Raw genomic sequence first — 17,602 nt, 5'->3', positions numbered from 1 at the left:
CCGCTGGTCCGGTAATCGGCGGAATGTTCCGTTCCGCTTGGTGTCGCGACGGGCACACTGAATCCGGTGGTGCCCGTACGAGCACGGGCGGGACGGATTCCGCAGGGCCTGGCTCGGCCCACGGGGAGAGAGGGCCCACGGCCCTCCGAGGAGAAGGGGCGCCTGGTGTTCACAAGCGTACTGATGATCGAGAAGGCCCTGACGTCCGCCGACGTGGAGTTCGTCACCACCTTGCACGGCGACGAGGAGGTCGCCTTCCAGGTGCTGCTCCAGCCGCGCGGCGAACAGGCGGACCGGCTGCTGAGGGCCATCGACGACGTGGCCCTCGGCGAGCTCGACGACGCCGTCCGGGAGGCGGAGACACCCGAGGGCGAGGACGCCAGGACGACGGGGGAGCGGGCACTCGAGGTGTCCTTGCAGGCCCTGCGCGCCGCCGGCCACGAGGCCGACGGCCGGCTGATCGAGAACCATCCCCTGGACGTGCTGAGAACGATGGTCCAGGAGACCGGGGCGGACGAGGTGATCGTGCTCACCGACCCGCACTACGTGGAGGAGTTCTTCCACCGGGACTGGGCCTCCCGGGCCCGGCACAAGGTGGGCGTACCGGTGCTGAAACTGTTCTCGCACAGCAAGGCATAGGCTGGGTCGGCGTCCTATGGACGAGGGCGCGAGAACACTCGTCACCACTGGGGAGAAACACGCATGGCACCCGGCCTTCCTACCGCTATGGACCGACCGCACTTCATCGGCATCGGCGGCGCCGGGATGTCGGGCATCGCGAAGATCCTCGCGCAGCGCGGCGCCGAGGTGGCCGGCAGCGACGCCAAGGAGTCGGCCACCGCCGAGGCGCTGCGCGCGCTGGGCGCCACGGTCCACATCGGGCACGCCGCCGGCCACCTGGCCGACGACGCGAGCTGCGTGGTCGTCTCCTCGGCGATCCGTGAGGACAACCCGGAACTCGTCCGCGCGGCCGAACTGGGCGTGCCCGTGGTCCACCGTTCCGACGCGCTGGCCGCCCTCATGGACGGCCTGCGCCCGATCGCGGTGGCCGGCACCCACGGCAAGACCACGACCACCTCGATGCTGGCCGTCTCCCTGACCGAGCTGGGCCGCCGCCCGTCGTACGCGATCGGCGGCGACCTGGACGCGCCCGGCTCCAACGCGCTGCACGGCGAGGGCGAGATCTTCGTCGCCGAGGCGGACGAATCGGACCGCAGCTTCCACAAGTACGCCCCCGAGGTCGCGATCATCCTCAACGTGGAACTGGACCACCACGCCAACTACGCGTCGATGGAGGAGATCCACGAGTCCTTCGAGACGTTCGTCGGCCGGATCGTGCCCGGCGGCACGCTGGTGATCTCGTCGGACCACGAGGGCGCGCGGGAACTGACCCGGCGCCTGCGCGCCTCGGCAGGGTCGGCCGGCTCCGTCCGGACGGTGACGTACGGGGAGGCGCCCGACGCCGACGTACGGGTGACGTCGGTCGTCCCGCAGGGGCTGAAGAGCGAGGTGACCGCCGAGTTCGAGGGCGCCCCGCTCACCTTCACGGTGTCCGTCCCGGGCCGCCACTACGCGCACAACGCGGTGGCCGCGCTCGCCGCCGGCGTCGCGCTCGGCATCCCGGCCGGCGAACTGGCCCCGGCGCTGGCCGCGTACACCGGGGTGAAGCGGCGCCTGCAGCTCAAGGGCGAGGCGGCGGGCGTCCAGGTCATCGACTCCTACGCGCACCACCCGACCGAGATGACCGCCGACCTGGAGGCGATGCGCGCCGCCGCGGGCGACGCCCGCATTCTGGTCGTCTTCCAGCCGCACCTGTTCTCCCGCACCCGGGAGCTGGGCAAGGAGATGGGCCAGGCCCTGGCCCTGGCCGACTCCTCGGTGGTGCTGGACATCTACCCGGCCCGCGAGGACCCGATCCCGGGCGTCACCAGCGAGCTGATCATCGAGGCGGCGCGGGCGGCCGGCGCGGACGTGACGCCGGTGCACGACCAGGCGGAGATCCCGGACGCGGTGGCGGGAATGGCGAAGCCCGGCGATCTCGTTCTCACCATGGGAGCGGGCGACGTCACCGACCTCGGCCCGCTGATCCTCGACCGTCTCTCGAAGTGAGACGCGCAAGAAGCACGCAGCAGCAGAAGCGAAGGGGCTGAAGGCTCATGTCGTACGACGTGGAGAAGCCGGACGAGCAGTGGCGCGCGGAGCTGTCGCCGTCCGAGTACGCCGTGCTGCGCCAGGCGGGCACGGAGCCGGCCTTCACCGGTGAGTACACCGACACGAAGACCGAGGGCGTCTACGCGTGCCGTGCCTGCGGCGCCGAACTGTTCACCTCGAAGACCAAGTTCGAGTCGCACTGCGGCTGGCCCTCCTTCTACGACCCGCGGGACTCCGAGGCGGTCGAGCTGATCGAGGACCGGTCGCACGGCATGGTGCGCACCGAGGTGCGCTGCTCCCGCTGCGGCTCCCACCTCGGGCACGTCTTCGAGGGCGAGGGCTATGCGACGCCCACGGACCAGCGGTACTGCATCAACAGCATCTCGCTGAGGCTGCGGCCCACCGAGGGCTGATCCGCGCGGACGCGCGCCGAGTCGCGCCGGGCCGTGGTGACGGGGGAGGGCCGCCGGGAATCCCGGCGGCCCTCCCCCGTCGGGTGGTTTCCCGAGGTCGGGGCGGGGCAGGTGGCCGCGTAGCGCGGGGGCGTGTTCCCCGGGCGCTGTCGGAGATGCCGTCTACACTCGACCGGCGGCAGACCGCGCGGCCGGCTCGGCCGGAAACTTCCAGCCACCCGAAGGGTGTTCGGCGTCTTGATACGGATCGACTCAGTGACGAAGCGCTACCCGGACGGCACGGTGGCGGTGGACCGGCTCTCCCTGGAGATCCCCGACCGCTCGATCACCGTTCTGGTCGGGCCGTCGGGCTGTGGCAAGACGACCACCCTGCGCATGATCAACCGCATGGTCGAACCCACCGAGGGAACGATCCTGCTCGACGGTGCGGACAGCCGGCGGCAACCGGTCACCACCCTGCGCCGGTCCATGGGGTACGTCATCCAGAACGCCGGACTCTTCCAGCACCGCACGATCGTCGACAACATCGCCACCGTGCCGCGCATGCTCGGCTGGGGCAAGCAGCGGGCCCGGGAGCGGGCGGCGGAGCTGATGGAGCGGGTGGGCCTGGACACCGCCCTGGCCAAGCGGTACCCGTACCAGCTCTCCGGCGGCCAGCAGCAGCGCGTCGGAGTGGCACGCGCGCTCGCTGCGGACCCGCCGGTGCTGCTGATGGACGAGCCGTTCTCGGCCGTCGACCCGGTGGTCCGCAAGGGGCTGCAGGACGAACTCCTCAGGATCCAGGAAGAGCTGGGCAAGACCATCGTCTTCGTCACGCATGACATCGACGAGGCGGTCAAACTCGGCACCATGGTCGCCGTACTGCGCGAAGGCGGCCGGCTCGCCCAGTACGCGCCGCCCGCCGAGCTGCTGTCCGACCCCGCGGACGCGTTCGTCGAGGACTTCCTCGGCGCCGACCGGGGCATCCGGAGGCTCTCCTTCCTCACCACCGCCGCGCTGGAACTGGCCACCGACACGGTGATCCCGCCGGACGCCACCGCCGAGCGGATCGGCGCCTCGGACGCCCCCCACCTCCTGGTGACCGACGGCGAGGGGCGCCCGCTCGGCTGGTCCGAGCCGCGCCGGCTGACCGCCGGGGACATCCGCCCCGACCGGCTCCTGCCGTACGGGCGGCCGTTCGTGCCTGGCGTGGACTCGCTGCGGGTCGCGCTCGACTGCGCGGTGCTCTCCCCCACCGGCTGGGCCGTCGCCGTGGACGACACCGGCCGGGTGCGGGGCGTCGTCTCCCAGCAGACCATCGGCGACGCCATCCGCACCGCCCACCGAGGCGGCCGCACCGGCGACGAGAAGGTCGCCGGATGAGCGGCTTCTTCGACATCCCCAGCGACCTCCAGCACAGCTGGGCGGGCCTGATCGGACTGCACCTGAGGGAGGCGCTGATCCCGGTCGCGGCCGGACTGCTGCTCGCACTGCCCGTCGCCCAGCTGTGCGGACGCTTCCGCTGGCTGTACCCGCCGGTCCTGGGCATGACGACCGTGCTGTACGCCATCCCGTCGCTGGCGTTCTTCGTCGTCCTCATCGACTACACCGGCCAGACCGAACTCACCGTGATGATCCCGCTGGCCCTGTACAGCCTGGTGGTGCTGATCCCGGCGATCGTCGACGGGGTGCGCGCGGTGCCACCGGAGACGCTGGCCGCGGCCACCGCCATGGGCTTCGGCCCCCTGCGCCGGTACACCCAGGTGCAGTTGCCGATCGCCGCCCCCGCCATCATCGCCGGCCTGCGGGTGGCCACCGCGTCCAGCATCTCCCTGGTCAGTATCGGCGCCCTGATCGGCAATCAGGGCGCCCTCGGCAACCTGCTCGCGGCCGCGCAGAAGTACGACCGGCCCGAACTCGCGGTGAACTCCGTCATCACGATGGCCGTGCTGGCGATCCTGTGCGACGCGCTGCTGGTCCTGCTCAGGGTCCTGCTCACGCCGTGGATGCCGCGCGGCACACGGCAGGGACCCGCAGCACGCCCCGAGCCGTACGGAGCCGGGAGCGCGACCCGGTGAACATCCTCGACTTCATGAACGCCTTCTTCAGCGACAGCGCCCACTGGCACGGCTACGACGGCATCCCGCAGCGCTTCCTCGAACACATCCGGTACTCGCTGCTGGCCCTCGCGATCGCCGCCGCGATCGGCCTGCCCGTCGGCCTGCTGACCGGGCACACCGGCCGCGGCGGGAACGCACTCGCCTTCATCGCCAACGCCGCCCGCGCCCTGCCCAGTTTCGGCCTGCTGGTGCTGGTGGTGCTGCTGATCGGCTTCGGTCTGCTGCCCGTCATGATCCCGCTGGTCGTGCTGGCCGTCCCGCCGATCCTGGTGACCACCTACGAGGCCGTCCGCACGGTGGACCCCTCCCCGGTGGACGCCGCCCGCGGCATGGGCATGCGCGAGTCGCACATCCTGTTCCGGGTCGAGGTGCCGGTGGCGCTGCCGCTGATCCTGAGCGGGCTGCGCTCGGCGGCCATCCAGATCGTGTCGACGGCCACCATCGCCGCGTACGTCAGCCTGGGCGGCCTCGGCCGGTACATCATCGACGGGCTCTACCAGCGCGACTACGAGAAGGTGGTCGGCGGGGCCACCCTGGTGGCGGCCCTGGCCCTCGTCACGCTCGCGCTGTTCTGGGCGGCGGGACGGCTGCTGGTGTCACCGGGCGTACGGCGGCGCTGAACCGGCCCCGGACGCACGGGCGGACGAGTGGCAACCGTGATCCGGCCGCGCTTGACGGCCGTCAACCGGCTGGATTGGATCGACGGATGACTTCTACCGTGAAGAGCAGCAGGTCCAGGACGAGGCACACCGGCGCGGCGCTCGTCGCGCTCAGCGCCGCGACGGCGCTGCTCGCGGGCTGTTCGTCCGGCGACACCTCCGGCAATCCCCTCGAGGAGGAGAAGGCGGAGGCCGGCACCGTCGTCGTCGGCTCCAACAACTTCGCCGAGAGCACCCTGCTCGCCGACATCTACGGCGAGGCGCTGAGGGCCAAGGGCCTCGAGGTCACCTACAAGCACAACATCGGCAGCCGGGAGACGAGCTACGGCCTGCTGAAAAACGGTTCCGTCACCGTCCTGCCCGAGTACAACGGCTCCCTGCTCGCCTACCTCGACCCCGAGGCCGGACAGGAGTCCGCCGACGCCGTCAACGACGCCGTCAAGGCCAAGCTCGACAAGAAGCTGACGCTGCTGGACCCGTCGCCGGCCGAGAACAAGGACTCGGTCAGCGTCAACGCCCTGACGGCGAAGAAGTACGGTCTCACGGCGTCGTCCACCCTCGCCGAACTCAAGGACGTCGCACCGGAGATGGTGATCGGCGGCTCGCCCGAGTTGCAGACCCGGCAACAGGGCCTGAAGGGCCTGGAGTCCGTCTACGGGTTGAAGTTCAAGTCCTTCAAGGCGCTCGACGCGGGGGGCCCGCTCACCCAGGCCGCGCTCACCGGCAACGAGGTCCAGGCCGCGGACGTCTTCACCACGGACCCGGCCATCGTCAAGGAGAAGTTCGTCGTCCTGAAGGACCCGGAGAACCTCTTCGGCTTCGCCAACGTGACCCCGCTGGTCCACAAGGACGCCCTCCCCCAGGAGGGCGTCGACGCGCTCAACGCGGTCTCCGCCGAGCTGGACACCGAGACCCTGCTCGACCTCGACACCCAGGTCCAGTCGGAGAAGAAGGACCCGCTGGACGTGGCGAAGGCCTGGCTGAAGTCGGCCGGACTGGACTGACCCCGCGCGGGGGTGCGGTGAACGGGCCGCACCCCCGCACCGTTCACCGTTCCTGAGCCGCCGCTGAGATCAGCCGGTCGAGCAGAGCGATCAGTACGTCCCTGGACGACTCGCGCTCCCGTGCGTCGCAGAGCAGCACGGGCACACCCTCCGGCAGGGTCAGCGAATCCCGGATGTCCTCGACCGGGTAGGGGTGCTTCCCGTGGAAGCCGTTCGCGGCGATGACGAACGGGATGCCCCGGCGCTCGAAGAAGTCGATCGCGGCGAAACTGGACTCGGGTCTGCGCACATCGAGCAGGACCACCGCGCCGAGCGCGCCGAGCGCCAGGTCGTTCCACATGAACCAGAACCGCTGCTGGCCCGGCGTACCGAAGAGGTACAGCACCAGGTCGTCGGAGACGGTGATCCGGCCGAAGTCCAGCGCCACCGTGGTGTCACGTTTCTCCTCGATGCCCTCGAGGTCGTCGACGTCCAGGCCCGCCATGGTCAGCGGCTCCTCGGTGCGCAGCGGGGCGATCTCGCTGACCGAGCCGACCATGGTGGTCTTGCCCACGCCGAAGCCCCCGGCGATCAGGATCTTGACCGTGTCGGGTGCCGGACGCCCGGCAGGTGCCCGAGCGGTGGTGTCAGAGCCGGCCAAGTCCGTCCCTCACTTTCTGCAGCAGATCCAGGTCCGGGGCGGTGCGGGTGACGTGGTGGGGCGGGCGGACCGTGATCCGGCCCGCCTCCAGCAGGTCGCAGAGCATGATGACGATCACGCTCATCGGGAGGTCGAGGCGGGCGGCGATCTCCGCCACCGCGACGGGCTCCGCGCACAGCCGCAGGATGCGGGTGTGCTCGGGCTGCGGCCGGGCGGCCGCCTCGGGCTGCGGATCGACCGCCGTCACCGTCGTGATGAGCGTGAAGTCGGCGCGGCTGGGCCGCGTCCGGCCACCGGTCAGGGTGAACGGTCGGACGAGCCGGCCCGCGACATCGCCTCCGCCCACCTCACGCGCCGGAGTCGGTGGCGGGGCCTGCGGTGCCCCGGGGCGCCGCGCTGAGGTGCTCGCCGATCTTCTTCACCAGCATGTTCATCTGGTAGGCGACCACACCGACGTCCGCGCCCGGCCCGGTCAGCACCACGAGGTGGGCGCCCGGACCGGCCGAGGTGAGGATCAGGTAGCTGTTGGCCATCTCGATGAGCGCCTGGCGCACCGGGCCGCCGCGGAAGTCCATGCTGACGCCCTTGCTGAGGCTCATCAGCCCGGACGCGGTGGCCGCCAGACGCTCCGCGTCGTCGCGCAGGAACCCGGTGGACTTGCTGACCACCAGACCGTCCTCGGACAGCACCACGGCCTGGTTCACCTCGGCGACCCGCTCCACGAGTCCGGTGAGCAGCTGGTCGAGCTGGGTGTGAGTGGCGGGTACGGGGCGTGTCATCTCTGTGTTCCTTCGTCGACGTTCAGCGGTCGGAGGGCGGATTCGGGAGCTCTCGGGAGCCGGCGGGGGCCCCGGAGGAGGCCGCCGTGTCGGTGGCGGCGGACGGCGGCACGGCGGCGTCGTCGGTACGGGGGGCGCCGGCCCGGGGGTCGCCGCCGTTCGCACGTGCCCGGGACGTGCCGCGCTGGAAACCGCCGAGGGAGGCGGCCGCGTGTTCCGCCGTGAAGTCCCCGGAGTCGTGCTCGGCGATGGGCGCCGCCACCTCCTCCCGCAGTTCGGCGGCCAGGCTGGTCTGCGGCACCCGGCGGGGGAGCGGGGTGAGTTTTCCGGGCCCGGGCGCGGCGGTGGCCGCGACTGTCTCGCTCGTCTCGGCCGTGTCGGCCGCTTCGGCGGCATCGGTCGCGGGGGGCCGGGCGTCCGCAGTGTTCTCGGGCTCCGGAGCGTCCGTGGCGTCCGTGGAGTCCGCCGTGTCCGTGGTGCCGGTGGTGGCCGCCCGGTCCGGGCCGGCCGCCGTGCGGTGTCCGTTCCCCACGACGGCGGGGGCGGCCTCGGCCCCGTGCGGCGCGTCGCACACCACGATGGTGTGCGGGAGCAGCACGATCGCCGTCGTCCCGCCGTACGGCGACGGGCGCAGGGTGACGGCGATGCCGTGCCGGTGGGCCAGCTGGGAGATCACGAACATGCCGAGCCGCAGGTCGTCGGCGAGGGCCACCACGTCGAACTGCGGGGGCTTGGCCAACTGGGCGTTCATCGAGGCGTAGTCGTCCTCGGACATGCCGAGTCCCCGGTCCTCGACCTCGACGGCGAGGCCCTTGGCCACCATCGCGGCACGCACCCCGACGGGACTCGGGGCGGGCGAGTACGCCGTCGCGTTGTCGATCAGCTCGGCCAGCAGGTGGATGACGTCGGCCACCGCGGGCGGAGCCAGCGCCACCTCCTCGTCGGTGTGCACCTCCACGCGCTGGTACTCGGCGACCTCACCGACGGCGCTGCGCAGGATGTCGATCAACGCGACCGGTTCGCTCCACGAACGGCCGGGCCGCTCACCGCTGACGATGACCAGGTTCTCCTCGTAGCGGCGCAACTGACTCGCCGTGGAGTCCAGTTCGTACAGTCCCTTGAGGACCTCGGGATCGGTGTGCCGGCGTTCCAGCGCGTCGAGCTTGCTGAGCTGGAGGTTGACGAGGTTCTGGCTCTGCCGTGCGATGCCCAGGATGATCTTCTGGAACCCGCGCCGGGTGTCCGCGAGTTCGACCGCCGTGTGCACCGCGGTGCGCTGCGCGGTGTTGAACGCCTGGGCGACCTGGCCGAGTTCGTCGTGGCCGTAGTCCAGCGCAGTGGTCGCCGACTCGGCGTCGACCCGCTCGCCCCGCTCCAGCCGGGCCACCACGTCGGGCAGCCGCTCCTCGGCCAGGCTGAGGGTGGCCATCCGCAGGCCGTGCAGCCGGCGGGACAGCGAGTGGGTGATCCGCCACGACATGCCGACGCACAGCAGCAGGGCGAGCAGCCCGCCGGCGCTGAGCGCCGCCGCGGTCAGCAGCAGACCGCGGGCCTCGGCGGCGCTGCGGGTGAGCAGCGCGTCGGTCTGCTGCCGGATCAGGGTGGCGTACTGCGGTGTGATCTTGGTCAGGGCCGCGTCCCACTGCTTCTGCGCGTCCGGCAGGCCGGCCGTGCCCTTCGCGGTGGGGTGGACGGCGAGGACCTCGTTCTCGATCTCCTGCAGGGTGCTCCACTGAGGGCTGTGCAGGATCTTCTCGGTCTGCGTCTTGGTGTCGCCGCGCAGGGACGGCACGATCTGGTCCTTGACCAGCCAGCGGCGGGTGGCGACCGTCCCCGCGAAGGCGGACCAGGACGGCTCGTCGAGTTCCCCGGACGGCCAGGCCAGGGTGAGCCGCGCGTCCTCCTGGGACACCAGTTCCGCCGCGTGCTCCAGCGAGACCAACGGCCTGGCCTGCGAGGTCAGATCGCCGTCGTCGACCTGCGACAGCTCCTGGAAGGCGTGGATCTGGTCGTCGATGATCGAGGTGTACTGGTCGAGCGCCTGCTCGGCGGTGATGTCGCTCGGCCTGTCCACCTGGCCCCGGTAGTACTCGAGGCTGCCCACCGAACCGAGCACCGAGTACAGCCGCTCCGACACACGGGCCGGCGCCTCGGCGATCGCGTCGGCCTGCCCGACCAGCTTCGCCACCGCCACGTCCGTCTTCTCGCGCTGCGCCTCGAGGGCGGCCCGGGACGTCTTGGGCGAGACCAGCCAGGCCGCGGACAGTCTCCGCTCCTGCTGCAACGCGAGGGTCGCCTCGGTACCCATCGCACCGGTCGACCGGCTCAGCTCCGTCTGCGCGCGGAGCTGAAGCCCCTCCGAGAACATCCGGATCGTCGTCACACCCCACATGGCGGCGAGGGTGACGCTGGGCACCAGAGCCAGCAGGACCAGCGAGAGACGTATGGAGCCGAGACGGCGCCGGGCACCTGTCCGTGGAGACATCGTCGTCCTAGAGCGGTCGGATCAGCGGGGATTGCGGGCGCGGAACAGTCGGGAACGGGCTGTGGACGGGCGGGTCGGACGCAGGTCCGGTCACTCCCGGGTGATGTGCGGGAGGTTGTCCGCACACGTGACCGTACAGCCCGTGCGTAACCGAGTTCCTGGGTACGTCCTCACCGGATGCGACCGTCACCGGGTTCCGTTGGCGGCGAACTCGGCGACCGAGGCGGCGTTGGACTTCGTGACGAACGCCGGGCCGGTGAGCACGGGAGACACCCCGCCGCCGCTGATGTTGCCGTTGGTCCGGTACAACCACAGCGCGTCCACGGCGAGATAGCCCTGGAGGTAGGGCTGCTGGTCGACGGCGAACCGGATGTCGCCCCGGCGGACGGCGTCCACCAGGTCCTTGTTGAGATCGAAGGTGGCGACGTGCGCCCCGGTGTCCGCCTTCTTGGCGGCGTCGGCCGCGATGAGGGCCTGCTGCGCGCCGTTGGCGACCACCTCGTCGATGGTCGGGTCCTGGCGCAGCCGGGCGGTGACGATGCCGGAGACGGCGCGTTCGTCGGTGCCGTCCACGTAGAGGTTCTCGGTCTCCCCGTCGAACGTCTTGCGCATGCCGGCGCAGCGCGCCTCCAGCCCGACGTTGCCCCGCTCGTGGATGACGCAGAGGGCGTGCTCGGCCTTCAGTTCGTTCAGCTTGTTGCCGACGGCCTGGCCCGCGACGCCGTCGTCCTGGCCGAAGTACTCCAGCAGCCCCGTCGACTTCCAGGCGCCGATACCGGAGTTGAGCCCGACCACGGGGATGCCCGCCTCGCGCGCCTCCTTCACCGCGCCCTTCATCGCCTGCGGTTTGGCCAGGGTGAGGGCGATGCCGTCCACCTTGTCGCGGACCGCGTCGCGCACCAGCTCGGCCTGGCCCTCCGGGTCCGCGTCGCTCACATAGGTGAGGTCGATGCCGTCCTTCGCCGCGGCGGCCTCGGCGCCCTTGCGCACCCTGTCCCAGAAGGCGTCCCCCTCGCCGCCGTGCGTCACCATCACGACCCTCGTCCCGCCACCGGCCGCACCCGCGCTCCCGGAGTCCGAGGAGTCGCCGGCCGCGTCGAAGGCGGAGCAGCCGGTCACCAGCAGACCGACGGCTGCCGCGAGCACGGCCGGGCGGACGGGCCGTCTCGGGAAACCGTGGGACGGGGGACGAGTGTTCATGAGGGAGCGGACCTCGCTGTACGGCCGAGCAAGTGAGGAGACGGAAGCAGGGGCGGAGCCGCGGGGTTTTACGCCGACCGGGTGACTCTCGCTGGCCGGAGCCAATCGCGTCGCACCACTGGTAGTCAAGTGAGGGACCACGTGAAGTGAGACGCCGCTGCCGCATTGTGATGAACGGTGAGTTCCGAGGTGGCAGGGGTGGCCGCCCACCGTCCGGCCGCCAACCGCACGGCCGGTACGGAACCCGAACAGGCCCGTCCGGCAGGTGCGGACGGACTTGATCCGGATCAACCCCGAAGGGTTTCCGGGGTGTTGGCGGGAAACGGCGACACGGTGCGACGAGTTCCGTCCGGATCCGCCCGCCGTTCTCCTGTGCCGACGCGGCTGCCACACTCAGATACCGGGCGTGCTGTTTTCTTTCGGCGTCCGGGATGGAATTGCCCGATGTGTACCGCACCGCGGGACGAACCGCTGAACGAGCACCGTCGCAGGGTGAGTTATCGTGTACGCGGGGTAAAAACAAACGGCATGACCCGTTCCTTTCCGGCTCAGGAGTTCAGTCGATGGCGAGGCAGGTACGCGCCGAGCAGACCCGCGCGACGATCATCACGGCCGCCGCCGATCTGTTCGACCGGCAGGGGTACGAGTCGACGAGTCTCAGCGACATCGTCGAGCACGCCCACGTCACCAAGGGAGCCCTGTACTTCCACTTCGCGGCGAAGGAGGACCTGGCCCACGCGATCCTGGAGCTCCAGTCCGCCACCTGCCGCCGACTGGCCAGGGACACCGAGACCCGCGGCCACACCTCCCTGGAGGCGCTGATGCGTCTCACCTTCTGCATAGCCCGCCTGTCGGCCGAGGACCCCGTGCTGCGGGCGGGGCTCCGGCTCGCCACCGGGGGCACCCGGCCGCGCCCTCCGCTCAGTCACCCCTTCGCCGAGTGGATGGACATCGTCACCGCGCGGCTCCTCGGCGCGGTCAAGGAGGCCGACGTCCACCCGGAGGTCGACATCGAGGTCGTGGCCCACTCCCTCGTCTGCTTCTTCATCGGCACCCGGGTCGTGGGCCGGTCCCGGGAACCCGTCGCCCGGCAGCCCCGCCGCACCGCGGAGATGTGGCAGATCCTCATCAGGGGCCTGGTGCCGGTGACCCGCAGGGCGCGCTATCTCAGCCTGGCCGCACGGCTGGAGCGGGAGATCGCCCCGGTGTGACCCGCCCGGCCGCCCCTGCCGCCGGTGCGGTCGCTCCCGCCCGTGCGGCCGGTCACGCCGGCCGGCGCCGCGCGTTACGGTGAGCCGCATGCCCGACACCCCCACCGCCCCCGTGCTCCTCGGCAACCGGCCCGGCTCGTTCCCGCACGGCGTGCTCGCCGAGCGGCACCCCGCGATCATCCGGCAGGTGCGCGACGCCTTCCCCTACGAGCCCGCGCAGCGACACGCGCTCGACGCACTGCTGACCCACTGCACCGAAGGCACGATCGAGGCCCTCCCCGCCGACGCCCACGACCGGGACCGCTGGACGGCCTGGGGGATGGACACATACGCCGGACAGTCCTGGTACGACGTGCCCTGGCTGTGGTCCGAGAGCTGGTTCTACCGTCAACTGCTGGGAGCGGTGGGTTACTTCGGCCCCGGCACCTGGCAGGGCATCGACCCCTTCCGCCCCTCCAAGCTCGCCGAACTCGACTCGCCCGAGACCGACGAGGAACTCGCCGCGCTCGACGACCTCGCCGGACGGCCCGCGGACGAACGGGGCCGGGCCCTGCTGCACGGCTCCCTCTGGGGAAACCGCGCCGACCTCGGCTTCCGGCTGTCCGCCGAGGGAACCGACCTCGCGGCGGCCGTTCCCGCGCTGGTGGCCGACGACAGCGAGCGCCTGTGGTCGCTGCTGGACCCCTCCCGCGCGGGCCAGGCGGGCACCCTGGTGCTGGTCGCCGACAACGCCGGCCGCGAACTCGTCCCCGATCTGCTGCTCATCGACCACCTGCTGGCCCACGGGCACATCGGCCGGGCGGTGCTGCACATCAAGCCGTACCCGTACTACGTCTCCGACGCCACCACCGCCGACGTCGTCGACGCGCTGCGCCGGCTGACCGACGCCGGGGCGGCGGCGGCCGGACACGGGCGACGGCTCCGGGACGCCCTCGCCGACGGACGGCTCGCCCTGCGCGCGCACCCCTTCTCCTGCTCCCCGCTGCCCTACGAGGAGATGCCGGACGACCTCCGCGCCGACTTCGCCCGGGCCGCCGTCACCATCGTCAAGGGGGACCTCAACTACCGTCGGCTGGTGGGCGACCGGCAGTGGCCGCCGACCACGCCGTTCGCGGAGGTCACCGGGTACTTCCCGGGACCGGTCGCCGCCCTGCGCACCCTGAAGTCCGACGTCGTCACCGGCCTGGCACCCGGTACGGAGGAGGCGCTGGTCGCGGCCGAGGAGCAACGCTGGCGCACCAGCGGTACCCATGCGCTGATCCAGGTGCGGACATAGCACGCCGAAACCCTTTTTCGGCGGATCGGCGAGGTTTCACGCGATGGTGTGATCATGGTCGGGCCGGTGGATGCCGCCACGGGCCCACGGGTAGTGCCCGGCCATGTCCTCAGTGCCCGCAGCAGCTTCAGCGTCCGCAGTGTCCTCGGTGTCTGCAGTGTCCTCGGTGTCCTCGGTGGCTCCAGCGAACCAGCCGTTCGAACTTCCGCACTTCTACCTGCCGCACCCCGCGCGGCTGAACCCGCATCTCGACCAGGCCCGCGCCCACTCGTCGGTGTGGGCGTGCGAGATGGGCATGCTGGAGGGATCCGGGGTCTGGAACCAGGCCGACCTCGACGCGCACGACTACGGCCTGCTCTGCGCCTACACCCATCCCGACTGCGACGGGCCCGCCCTCTCCCTCATCACCGACTGGTACGTGTGGGTCTTCTTCTTCGACGACCACTTCCTGGAACTGTTCAAACGCAGTCAGGACCGGGAGGGCGGCAAGGCCCACCTGGACCGGCTGCCGCTGTTCATGCCGCTGGACCCCGCGACCCCGGTCCCCCGGCCGCAGAACCCGGTCGAGGCGGGCCTCGCCGACCTGTGGGCGCGCACGGTACCCGCGATGTCCCAGGACTGGCGCGCCCGGTTCGCCCTCGCCACCGAGCACCTCCTCAACGAGTCGCTGTGGGAGCTGTCCAACATCAACGAGGGGCGGATCGCCAACCCCGTCGAGTACATCGAGATGCGCCGCAAGGTGGGCGGTGCCCCCTGGTCGGCGGGGCTCGTCGAGTACGCGACGGCCGAAGTGCCCACCGCCGTCGCCGGAACCAGGCCGCTGCGGGTGCTGATGGAGACGTTCTCCGACGCCGTGCACCTGCGCAACGACCTGTTCTCCTACCAGCGTGAGGTCGAGGACGAGGGGGAGAACAGCAACGGCGTGCTCGTCCTGGAGACCTTCTTCGGCTGCACCACGCAGGAGGCCGCCGACACCGTCAACGACATCCTCACCTCGCGGCTGCACCAGTTCGAGCACACCGCGTTCACCGAAGTGCCCGCGGTCGCCCTGGAGCAGGGCCTCGCCCCGCACGAGACCGCGGCCGTGGCGGCGTACGCGAAGGGGCTGCAGGACTGGCAGTCCGGCGGTCACGAATGGCACCTGCGCTCCAGCCGGTACATGAACGAGGGCGCGCGGCGGACCGGCCCGTGGGCGGGCCCGACCGGGCCCGGCACCTCGGCCGCCGACGTGCGGGGGCTGCTCGCCGCCGCGGGGACGGCGAGGCTGCGGGCCCACACCCATGTGCCGTACCAGAAGGTCGGTCCGTCCTTGATCCCCGACCTGCGGATGCCGTTCCCGCTGGAGCTCAGCCCGCACCTCGCCGCCTCCCGGAGCACCCTCGCCGACTGGTGCCGGCGGACGGGCATCCTCGCCGAAGGCGTGTGGGACGAGGACAAACTCGCCGCCTACGACCTCGCGCTGTGCTCGGCCGGACTCGACCCGGACGCCACTGCCGAGGCGCTCGACCTCAGCGCCCAGTGGCTCGCCTGGGGCACGTACGGCGACGACTACTACCCGCTGGTTTACGGACACCGCCGCGACCTGGCCGCCGCGCGGCTGACCACGGCACGCCTGTCGGACTGCATGCCGGTCGACGGCGAGCCGGTGCCCCCGGCGGCCAACGCCATGGAGCGGGCCCTGGCCGACCTGTGGGCGCGCACCACGGCGGCCATGACGCCCGGGGAGCGGGCCGTCCTGAAGAAGGCCGTGAACGACATGACCGAGAGCTGGCTGTGGGAACTGGCCAACCAGATGCTGCACCGCGTGCCCGACCCGGTCGACTACCTGGAGATGCGCCGGCGGACCTTCGGCTCCGACCTCACGCTCGGCCTGTGCCGGATGGGCCACGGCCCCGCAGTCCCGCCCGAGGTCTACCGCAGCGGCCCGGTCCGCTCCCTGGAGAACGCGGCCATCGACTACGCCTGCCTGCTGAACGACGTCTTCTCGTACCAGAAGGAGATCGAGTACGAGGGCGAGATCCACAACGCGATCCTCGTCGTGCAGACCTTCTTCGGCTGCGACTACCCGAGGGCCCTCGGCATCGTCCACGACCTGATGAGCCGCCGTCTGGACCAGTTCGAGCATGTCGTGGAGCACGAACTCCCCGTGCTGTACGAGGACTTCGAGCTCACTGCGGAGGCCCGTGCGATCATGCGGGACTATGTGCTGGACCTGCGGAACTGGCTGGCGGGCATCCTGAACTGGCACCGGAGCGTGGACCGCTACAAGGACGAGTGGCTCTCGGGCCGGGCCCACGGCTTCCTGCCGGACCGCACACCCCCGCTGCCCGTGCCTTCCCTCTCCTGAGAGGGGAGCGGGCGACACGACCGGCCGGCCGCGGCGGACCGGCTCGCGCGGCCCCCGTCCGCCGGGCAGGATGCTGCCCATGACCGTGCGTAGCCACATGTGGCCGTATGCAGCCGCACGCAGTCGCGCACGGCCCACAGGTACACCCCGGGAGGCCAGGATGACCGGCAGTACGCTCGCTCCCCTCACCGCCGAGGGCTCCGCCGCCCCTGTGGAGGGTGTACGGAAAGCGGTCATAGTGGACTGAGTGGCCCCAGACGTCCCGCACCGTCCATCGAACGACACCAGGCGCGACCATGACCCAGGCACCGACACCCACCGCGGACACCGTCCGCCGACTGGTCCGTACCCTCCTGAAGCACGAGGGGGGAGGCGCGGACACCGCCGCCGGGCCGGACGGAGTGGACGTGCGGCCCGCCGGCGAGGGCGCCGACCCCGCCACCTGGTGGGTCGGCACCCGTCATGTGCTGCGGCTGGCCCCCGACCGGGCGGCGAGCACCCGCAGGCGCCGTGAGCTGCGGCTGCGCGAACTCGTCCGGCCGCACGTCCCGGTCGCGGTGCCGTCGAGCACGGCGCACGGCGAGTGGGCGCCCGGCCTGGTCTACACCCTGGACACCAGGCTGTCCGGCGGGTCGGCGGAGAGGCACCGGGTGTCCGCCGGGGGCGAGGCCGACCTGGCCGCGCTGCTCACCGGGCTGCGCGAGGTGCCGGTGCGGCAGGCGGAGACGCTGGGCGTGCCGCGGGTCCCCCCTCGCTCCCTGGAGTCCCTGCGCCGGGCCGCCGGACAGGCCGCCGAACGGCTCACCGAGGCCGACGAGTTCGCCTCCGGCCGGCTGCGGCAGCTCACCCCCTCCGCCACCGCCCAGCTCATCGCCCAGCCCGCCTCGGCGGTCCTCGTCCACCACGCCCTCACCGGCGCGCATCTCGTGGTCAGCACCGAAGGCCGGGTACGCGGCGTCCTCGGCTGGGCGGAAGCGGTGATCGGCGACCCCGCCGAGGACATCGCCGGTCTGGCGTGCGCCGTGGGCTCCCCGGCCGCCGTACGCGCCGCCACCCTCGCCGGCTACGGCGCCCGCCCCTGTCTGCGCGGGCTCTGGCTGGCCCGCTGCGACAGCGTCCTGCGCCTCGCCGAGGCGCTCGGCGGCCGGGGCACCGACCCGCTGCCGCTGCTGCGGATCCGGCTGCGCCGGGCCTGGGAGGCGATCCTCCTGGAGCGGGTGACGGACCTCCGCGGCACCGACGACATGCCCTAGATCTGCGGCACCGACGACATGCCCTAGAGAGGTGCCCCGGAGACACGCCCCGGACGCACGCCCCGGAGACACGCCCGGCCGCCGG

At 71.7% G+C, this 17,602-nt stretch carries 16 protein-coding genes; 11 read left to right on the top strand and 5 right to left on the bottom strand.

What is annotated here, in order from left to right; translation table 11 throughout:
- The first annotated feature begins 165 nt into the window (after nt 1-165).
- From ACTWJ9_RS05515 to ACTWJ9_RS05485, 7 genes are all read left to right on the top strand, one after another.
- On the top strand, nt 166-639 hold the full coding sequence (locus ACTWJ9_RS05515) for an indole-3-glycerol phosphate synthase (RefSeq protein WP_279333051.1): 474 nt from the start codon (nt 166-168) through the stop codon (nt 637-639).
- Between the two features lie 63 nt (nt 640-702).
- Nucleotides 703-2,109, top strand: coding sequence for a UDP-N-acetylmuramate--L-alanine ligase (gene murC, locus ACTWJ9_RS05510; protein ID WP_279333050.1), 1,407 nt, complete (start codon nt 703-705; stop codon nt 2,107-2,109).
- Between the two features lie 47 nt (nt 2,110-2,156).
- Nucleotides 2,157-2,564 (top strand): peptide-methionine (R)-S-oxide reductase MsrB, encoded by a 408-nt coding sequence (gene msrB / locus ACTWJ9_RS05505; protein ID WP_279333049.1) that lies wholly within the window; start codon nt 2,157-2,159, stop codon nt 2,562-2,564.
- Nucleotides 2,565-2,801: 237 nt separating this feature from the next.
- Entirely contained in the window at nt 2,802-3,926 is a 1,125-nt protein-coding gene (locus ACTWJ9_RS05500; protein WP_279333048.1) for an ABC transporter ATP-binding protein, read from the top strand.
- The gene (locus tag ACTWJ9_RS05495) at nt 3,923-4,621 is read left to right on the top strand and encodes an ABC transporter permease (RefSeq protein WP_279333047.1); all 699 of its coding nucleotides are present in this window, start codon (nt 3,923-3,925) and stop codon (nt 4,619-4,621) included. The genes ACTWJ9_RS05500 and ACTWJ9_RS05495 overlap by 4 nt, the downstream gene beginning before the upstream one ends.
- Nucleotides 4,618-5,283, top strand: coding sequence for an ABC transporter permease (locus tag ACTWJ9_RS05490; RefSeq protein ID WP_279333046.1), 666 nt, complete (start codon nt 4,618-4,620; stop codon nt 5,281-5,283). Before ACTWJ9_RS05495 ends, ACTWJ9_RS05490 begins: the two co-directional genes overlap by 4 nt.
- A gap of 86 nt (nt 5,284-5,369) precedes the next feature.
- Nucleotides 5,370-6,326: an ABC transporter substrate-binding protein gene (locus ACTWJ9_RS05485; protein ID WP_443295264.1), complete on the top strand. Its 957-nt coding sequence runs from the start codon at nt 5,370-5,372 to the stop codon at nt 6,324-6,326.
- Between the two features lie 43 nt (nt 6,327-6,369).
- Here ACTWJ9_RS05485 and ACTWJ9_RS05480 read toward each other — a convergent pair whose 3' ends face one another.
- From ACTWJ9_RS05480 to ACTWJ9_RS05460, 5 genes are all read right to left on the bottom strand, one after another.
- Nucleotides 6,370-6,966 carry a GTP-binding protein gene (locus ACTWJ9_RS05480; protein WP_279333044.1) on the bottom strand — a complete coding sequence of 199 codons (597 nt, stop codon included), beginning with the start codon at nt 6,964-6,966 and terminating at the stop codon, nt 6,370-6,372.
- Nucleotides 6,953-7,312, bottom strand: a complete 360-nt coding sequence (locus ACTWJ9_RS05475) for a DUF742 domain-containing protein (RefSeq protein WP_279333043.1) — start codon at nt 7,310-7,312, stop codon at nt 6,953-6,955. The genes ACTWJ9_RS05480 and ACTWJ9_RS05475 overlap by 14 nt, the downstream gene beginning before the upstream one ends.
- A 1-nt stretch (nt 7,313) precedes the next feature.
- The gene (locus ACTWJ9_RS05470; RefSeq protein WP_279333042.1) at nt 7,314-7,745 is read right to left on the bottom strand and encodes a roadblock/LC7 domain-containing protein; all 432 of its coding nucleotides are present in this window, start codon (nt 7,743-7,745) and stop codon (nt 7,314-7,316) included.
- Between the two features lie 22 nt (nt 7,746-7,767).
- Nucleotides 7,768-10,230 (bottom strand): sensor histidine kinase, encoded by a 2,463-nt coding sequence (locus ACTWJ9_RS05465; protein ID WP_279333041.1) that lies wholly within the window; start codon nt 10,228-10,230, stop codon nt 7,768-7,770.
- A 186-nt stretch (nt 10,231-10,416) separates the two neighbouring features.
- The gene (locus ACTWJ9_RS05460) at nt 10,417-11,430 is read right to left on the bottom strand and encodes a substrate-binding domain-containing protein (RefSeq protein ID WP_279333040.1); all 1,014 of its coding nucleotides are present in this window, start codon (nt 11,428-11,430) and stop codon (nt 10,417-10,419) included.
- 563 nt (nt 11,431-11,993) lie between these two features.
- On the opposite strand from ACTWJ9_RS05460, the gene ACTWJ9_RS05455 reads away from it, so the two are divergent.
- The 4 genes from ACTWJ9_RS05455 to ACTWJ9_RS05440 all read left to right on the top strand — a co-directional run bounded on the left by ACTWJ9_RS05455 (nt 11,994) and on the right by ACTWJ9_RS05440 (nt 17,517).
- Nucleotides 11,994-12,641: a ScbR family autoregulator-binding transcription factor gene (locus ACTWJ9_RS05455; RefSeq protein WP_279333039.1), complete on the top strand. Its 648-nt coding sequence runs from the start codon at nt 11,994-11,996 to the stop codon at nt 12,639-12,641.
- An 88-nt stretch (nt 12,642-12,729) separates the two neighbouring features.
- A complete protein-coding gene (locus tag ACTWJ9_RS05450) occupies nt 12,730-13,917 on the top strand; it encodes a damage-control phosphatase ARMT1 family protein (RefSeq protein WP_443295263.1) in 1,188 nt (395 codons plus the stop codon).
- A 103-nt stretch (nt 13,918-14,020) separates the two neighbouring features.
- On the top strand, nt 14,021-16,264 hold the full coding sequence (cyc2, locus tag ACTWJ9_RS05445; protein ID WP_388702085.1) for a germacradienol/geosmin synthase Cyc2: 2,244 nt from the start codon (nt 14,021-14,023) through the stop codon (nt 16,262-16,264).
- 296 nt (nt 16,265-16,560) lie between these two features.
- A complete protein-coding gene (locus ACTWJ9_RS05440; protein WP_279333036.1) occupies nt 16,561-17,517 on the top strand; it encodes an aminoglycoside phosphotransferase family protein in 957 nt (318 codons plus the stop codon).
- Nucleotides 17,518-17,602: the final 85 nt, after the last annotated feature.

The organism is Streptomyces sp. GDS52, assembly GCF_052246875.1.
Taxonomy (GTDB): Bacteria; Actinomycetota; Actinomycetes; order Streptomycetales; family Streptomycetaceae; genus Streptomyces; species Streptomyces cathayae.
Note: the sequence above shows the minus strand (reverse complement) of the source record. Positions and strands in the feature narration are given on the sequence as shown.

Coding starts and splice junctions, on each gene's coding strand:
- murC (WP_279333050.1), top strand. CDS start 703: ATGGCACCCGGCCTTCCTACCGCTATGGACCGACCGCACTTCATCGGC.
- msrB (WP_279333049.1), top strand. CDS start 2,157: ATGTCGTACGACGTGGAGAAGCCGGACGAGCAGTGGCGCGCGGAGCTG.
- ACTWJ9_RS05495 (WP_279333047.1), top strand. CDS start 3,923: ATGAGCGGCTTCTTCGACATCCCCAGCGACCTCCAGCACAGCTGGGCG.
- ACTWJ9_RS05485 (WP_443295264.1), top strand. CDS start 5,370: ATGACTTCTACCGTGAAGAGCAGCAGGTCCAGGACGAGGCACACCGGC.
- ACTWJ9_RS05470 (WP_279333042.1), bottom strand. CDS start 7,745: ATGACACGCCCCGTACCCGCCACTCACACCCAGCTCGACCAGCTGCTC.
- ACTWJ9_RS05465 (WP_279333041.1), bottom strand. CDS start 10,230: ATGTCTCCACGGACAGGTGCCCGGCGCCGTCTCGGCTCCATACGTCTC.
- ACTWJ9_RS05460 (WP_279333040.1), bottom strand. CDS start 11,430: ATGAACACTCGTCCCCCGTCCCACGGTTTCCCGAGACGGCCCGTCCGC.
- ACTWJ9_RS05455 (WP_279333039.1), top strand. CDS start 11,994: ATGGCGAGGCAGGTACGCGCCGAGCAGACCCGCGCGACGATCATCACG.
- ACTWJ9_RS05450 (WP_443295263.1), top strand. CDS start 12,730: ATGCCCGACACCCCCACCGCCCCCGTGCTCCTCGGCAACCGGCCCGGC.
- cyc2 (WP_388702085.1), top strand. CDS start 14,021: ATGTCCTCAGTGCCCGCAGCAGCTTCAGCGTCCGCAGTGTCCTCGGTG.
- ACTWJ9_RS05440 (WP_279333036.1), top strand. CDS start 16,561: ATGACCCAGGCACCGACACCCACCGCGGACACCGTCCGCCGACTGGTC.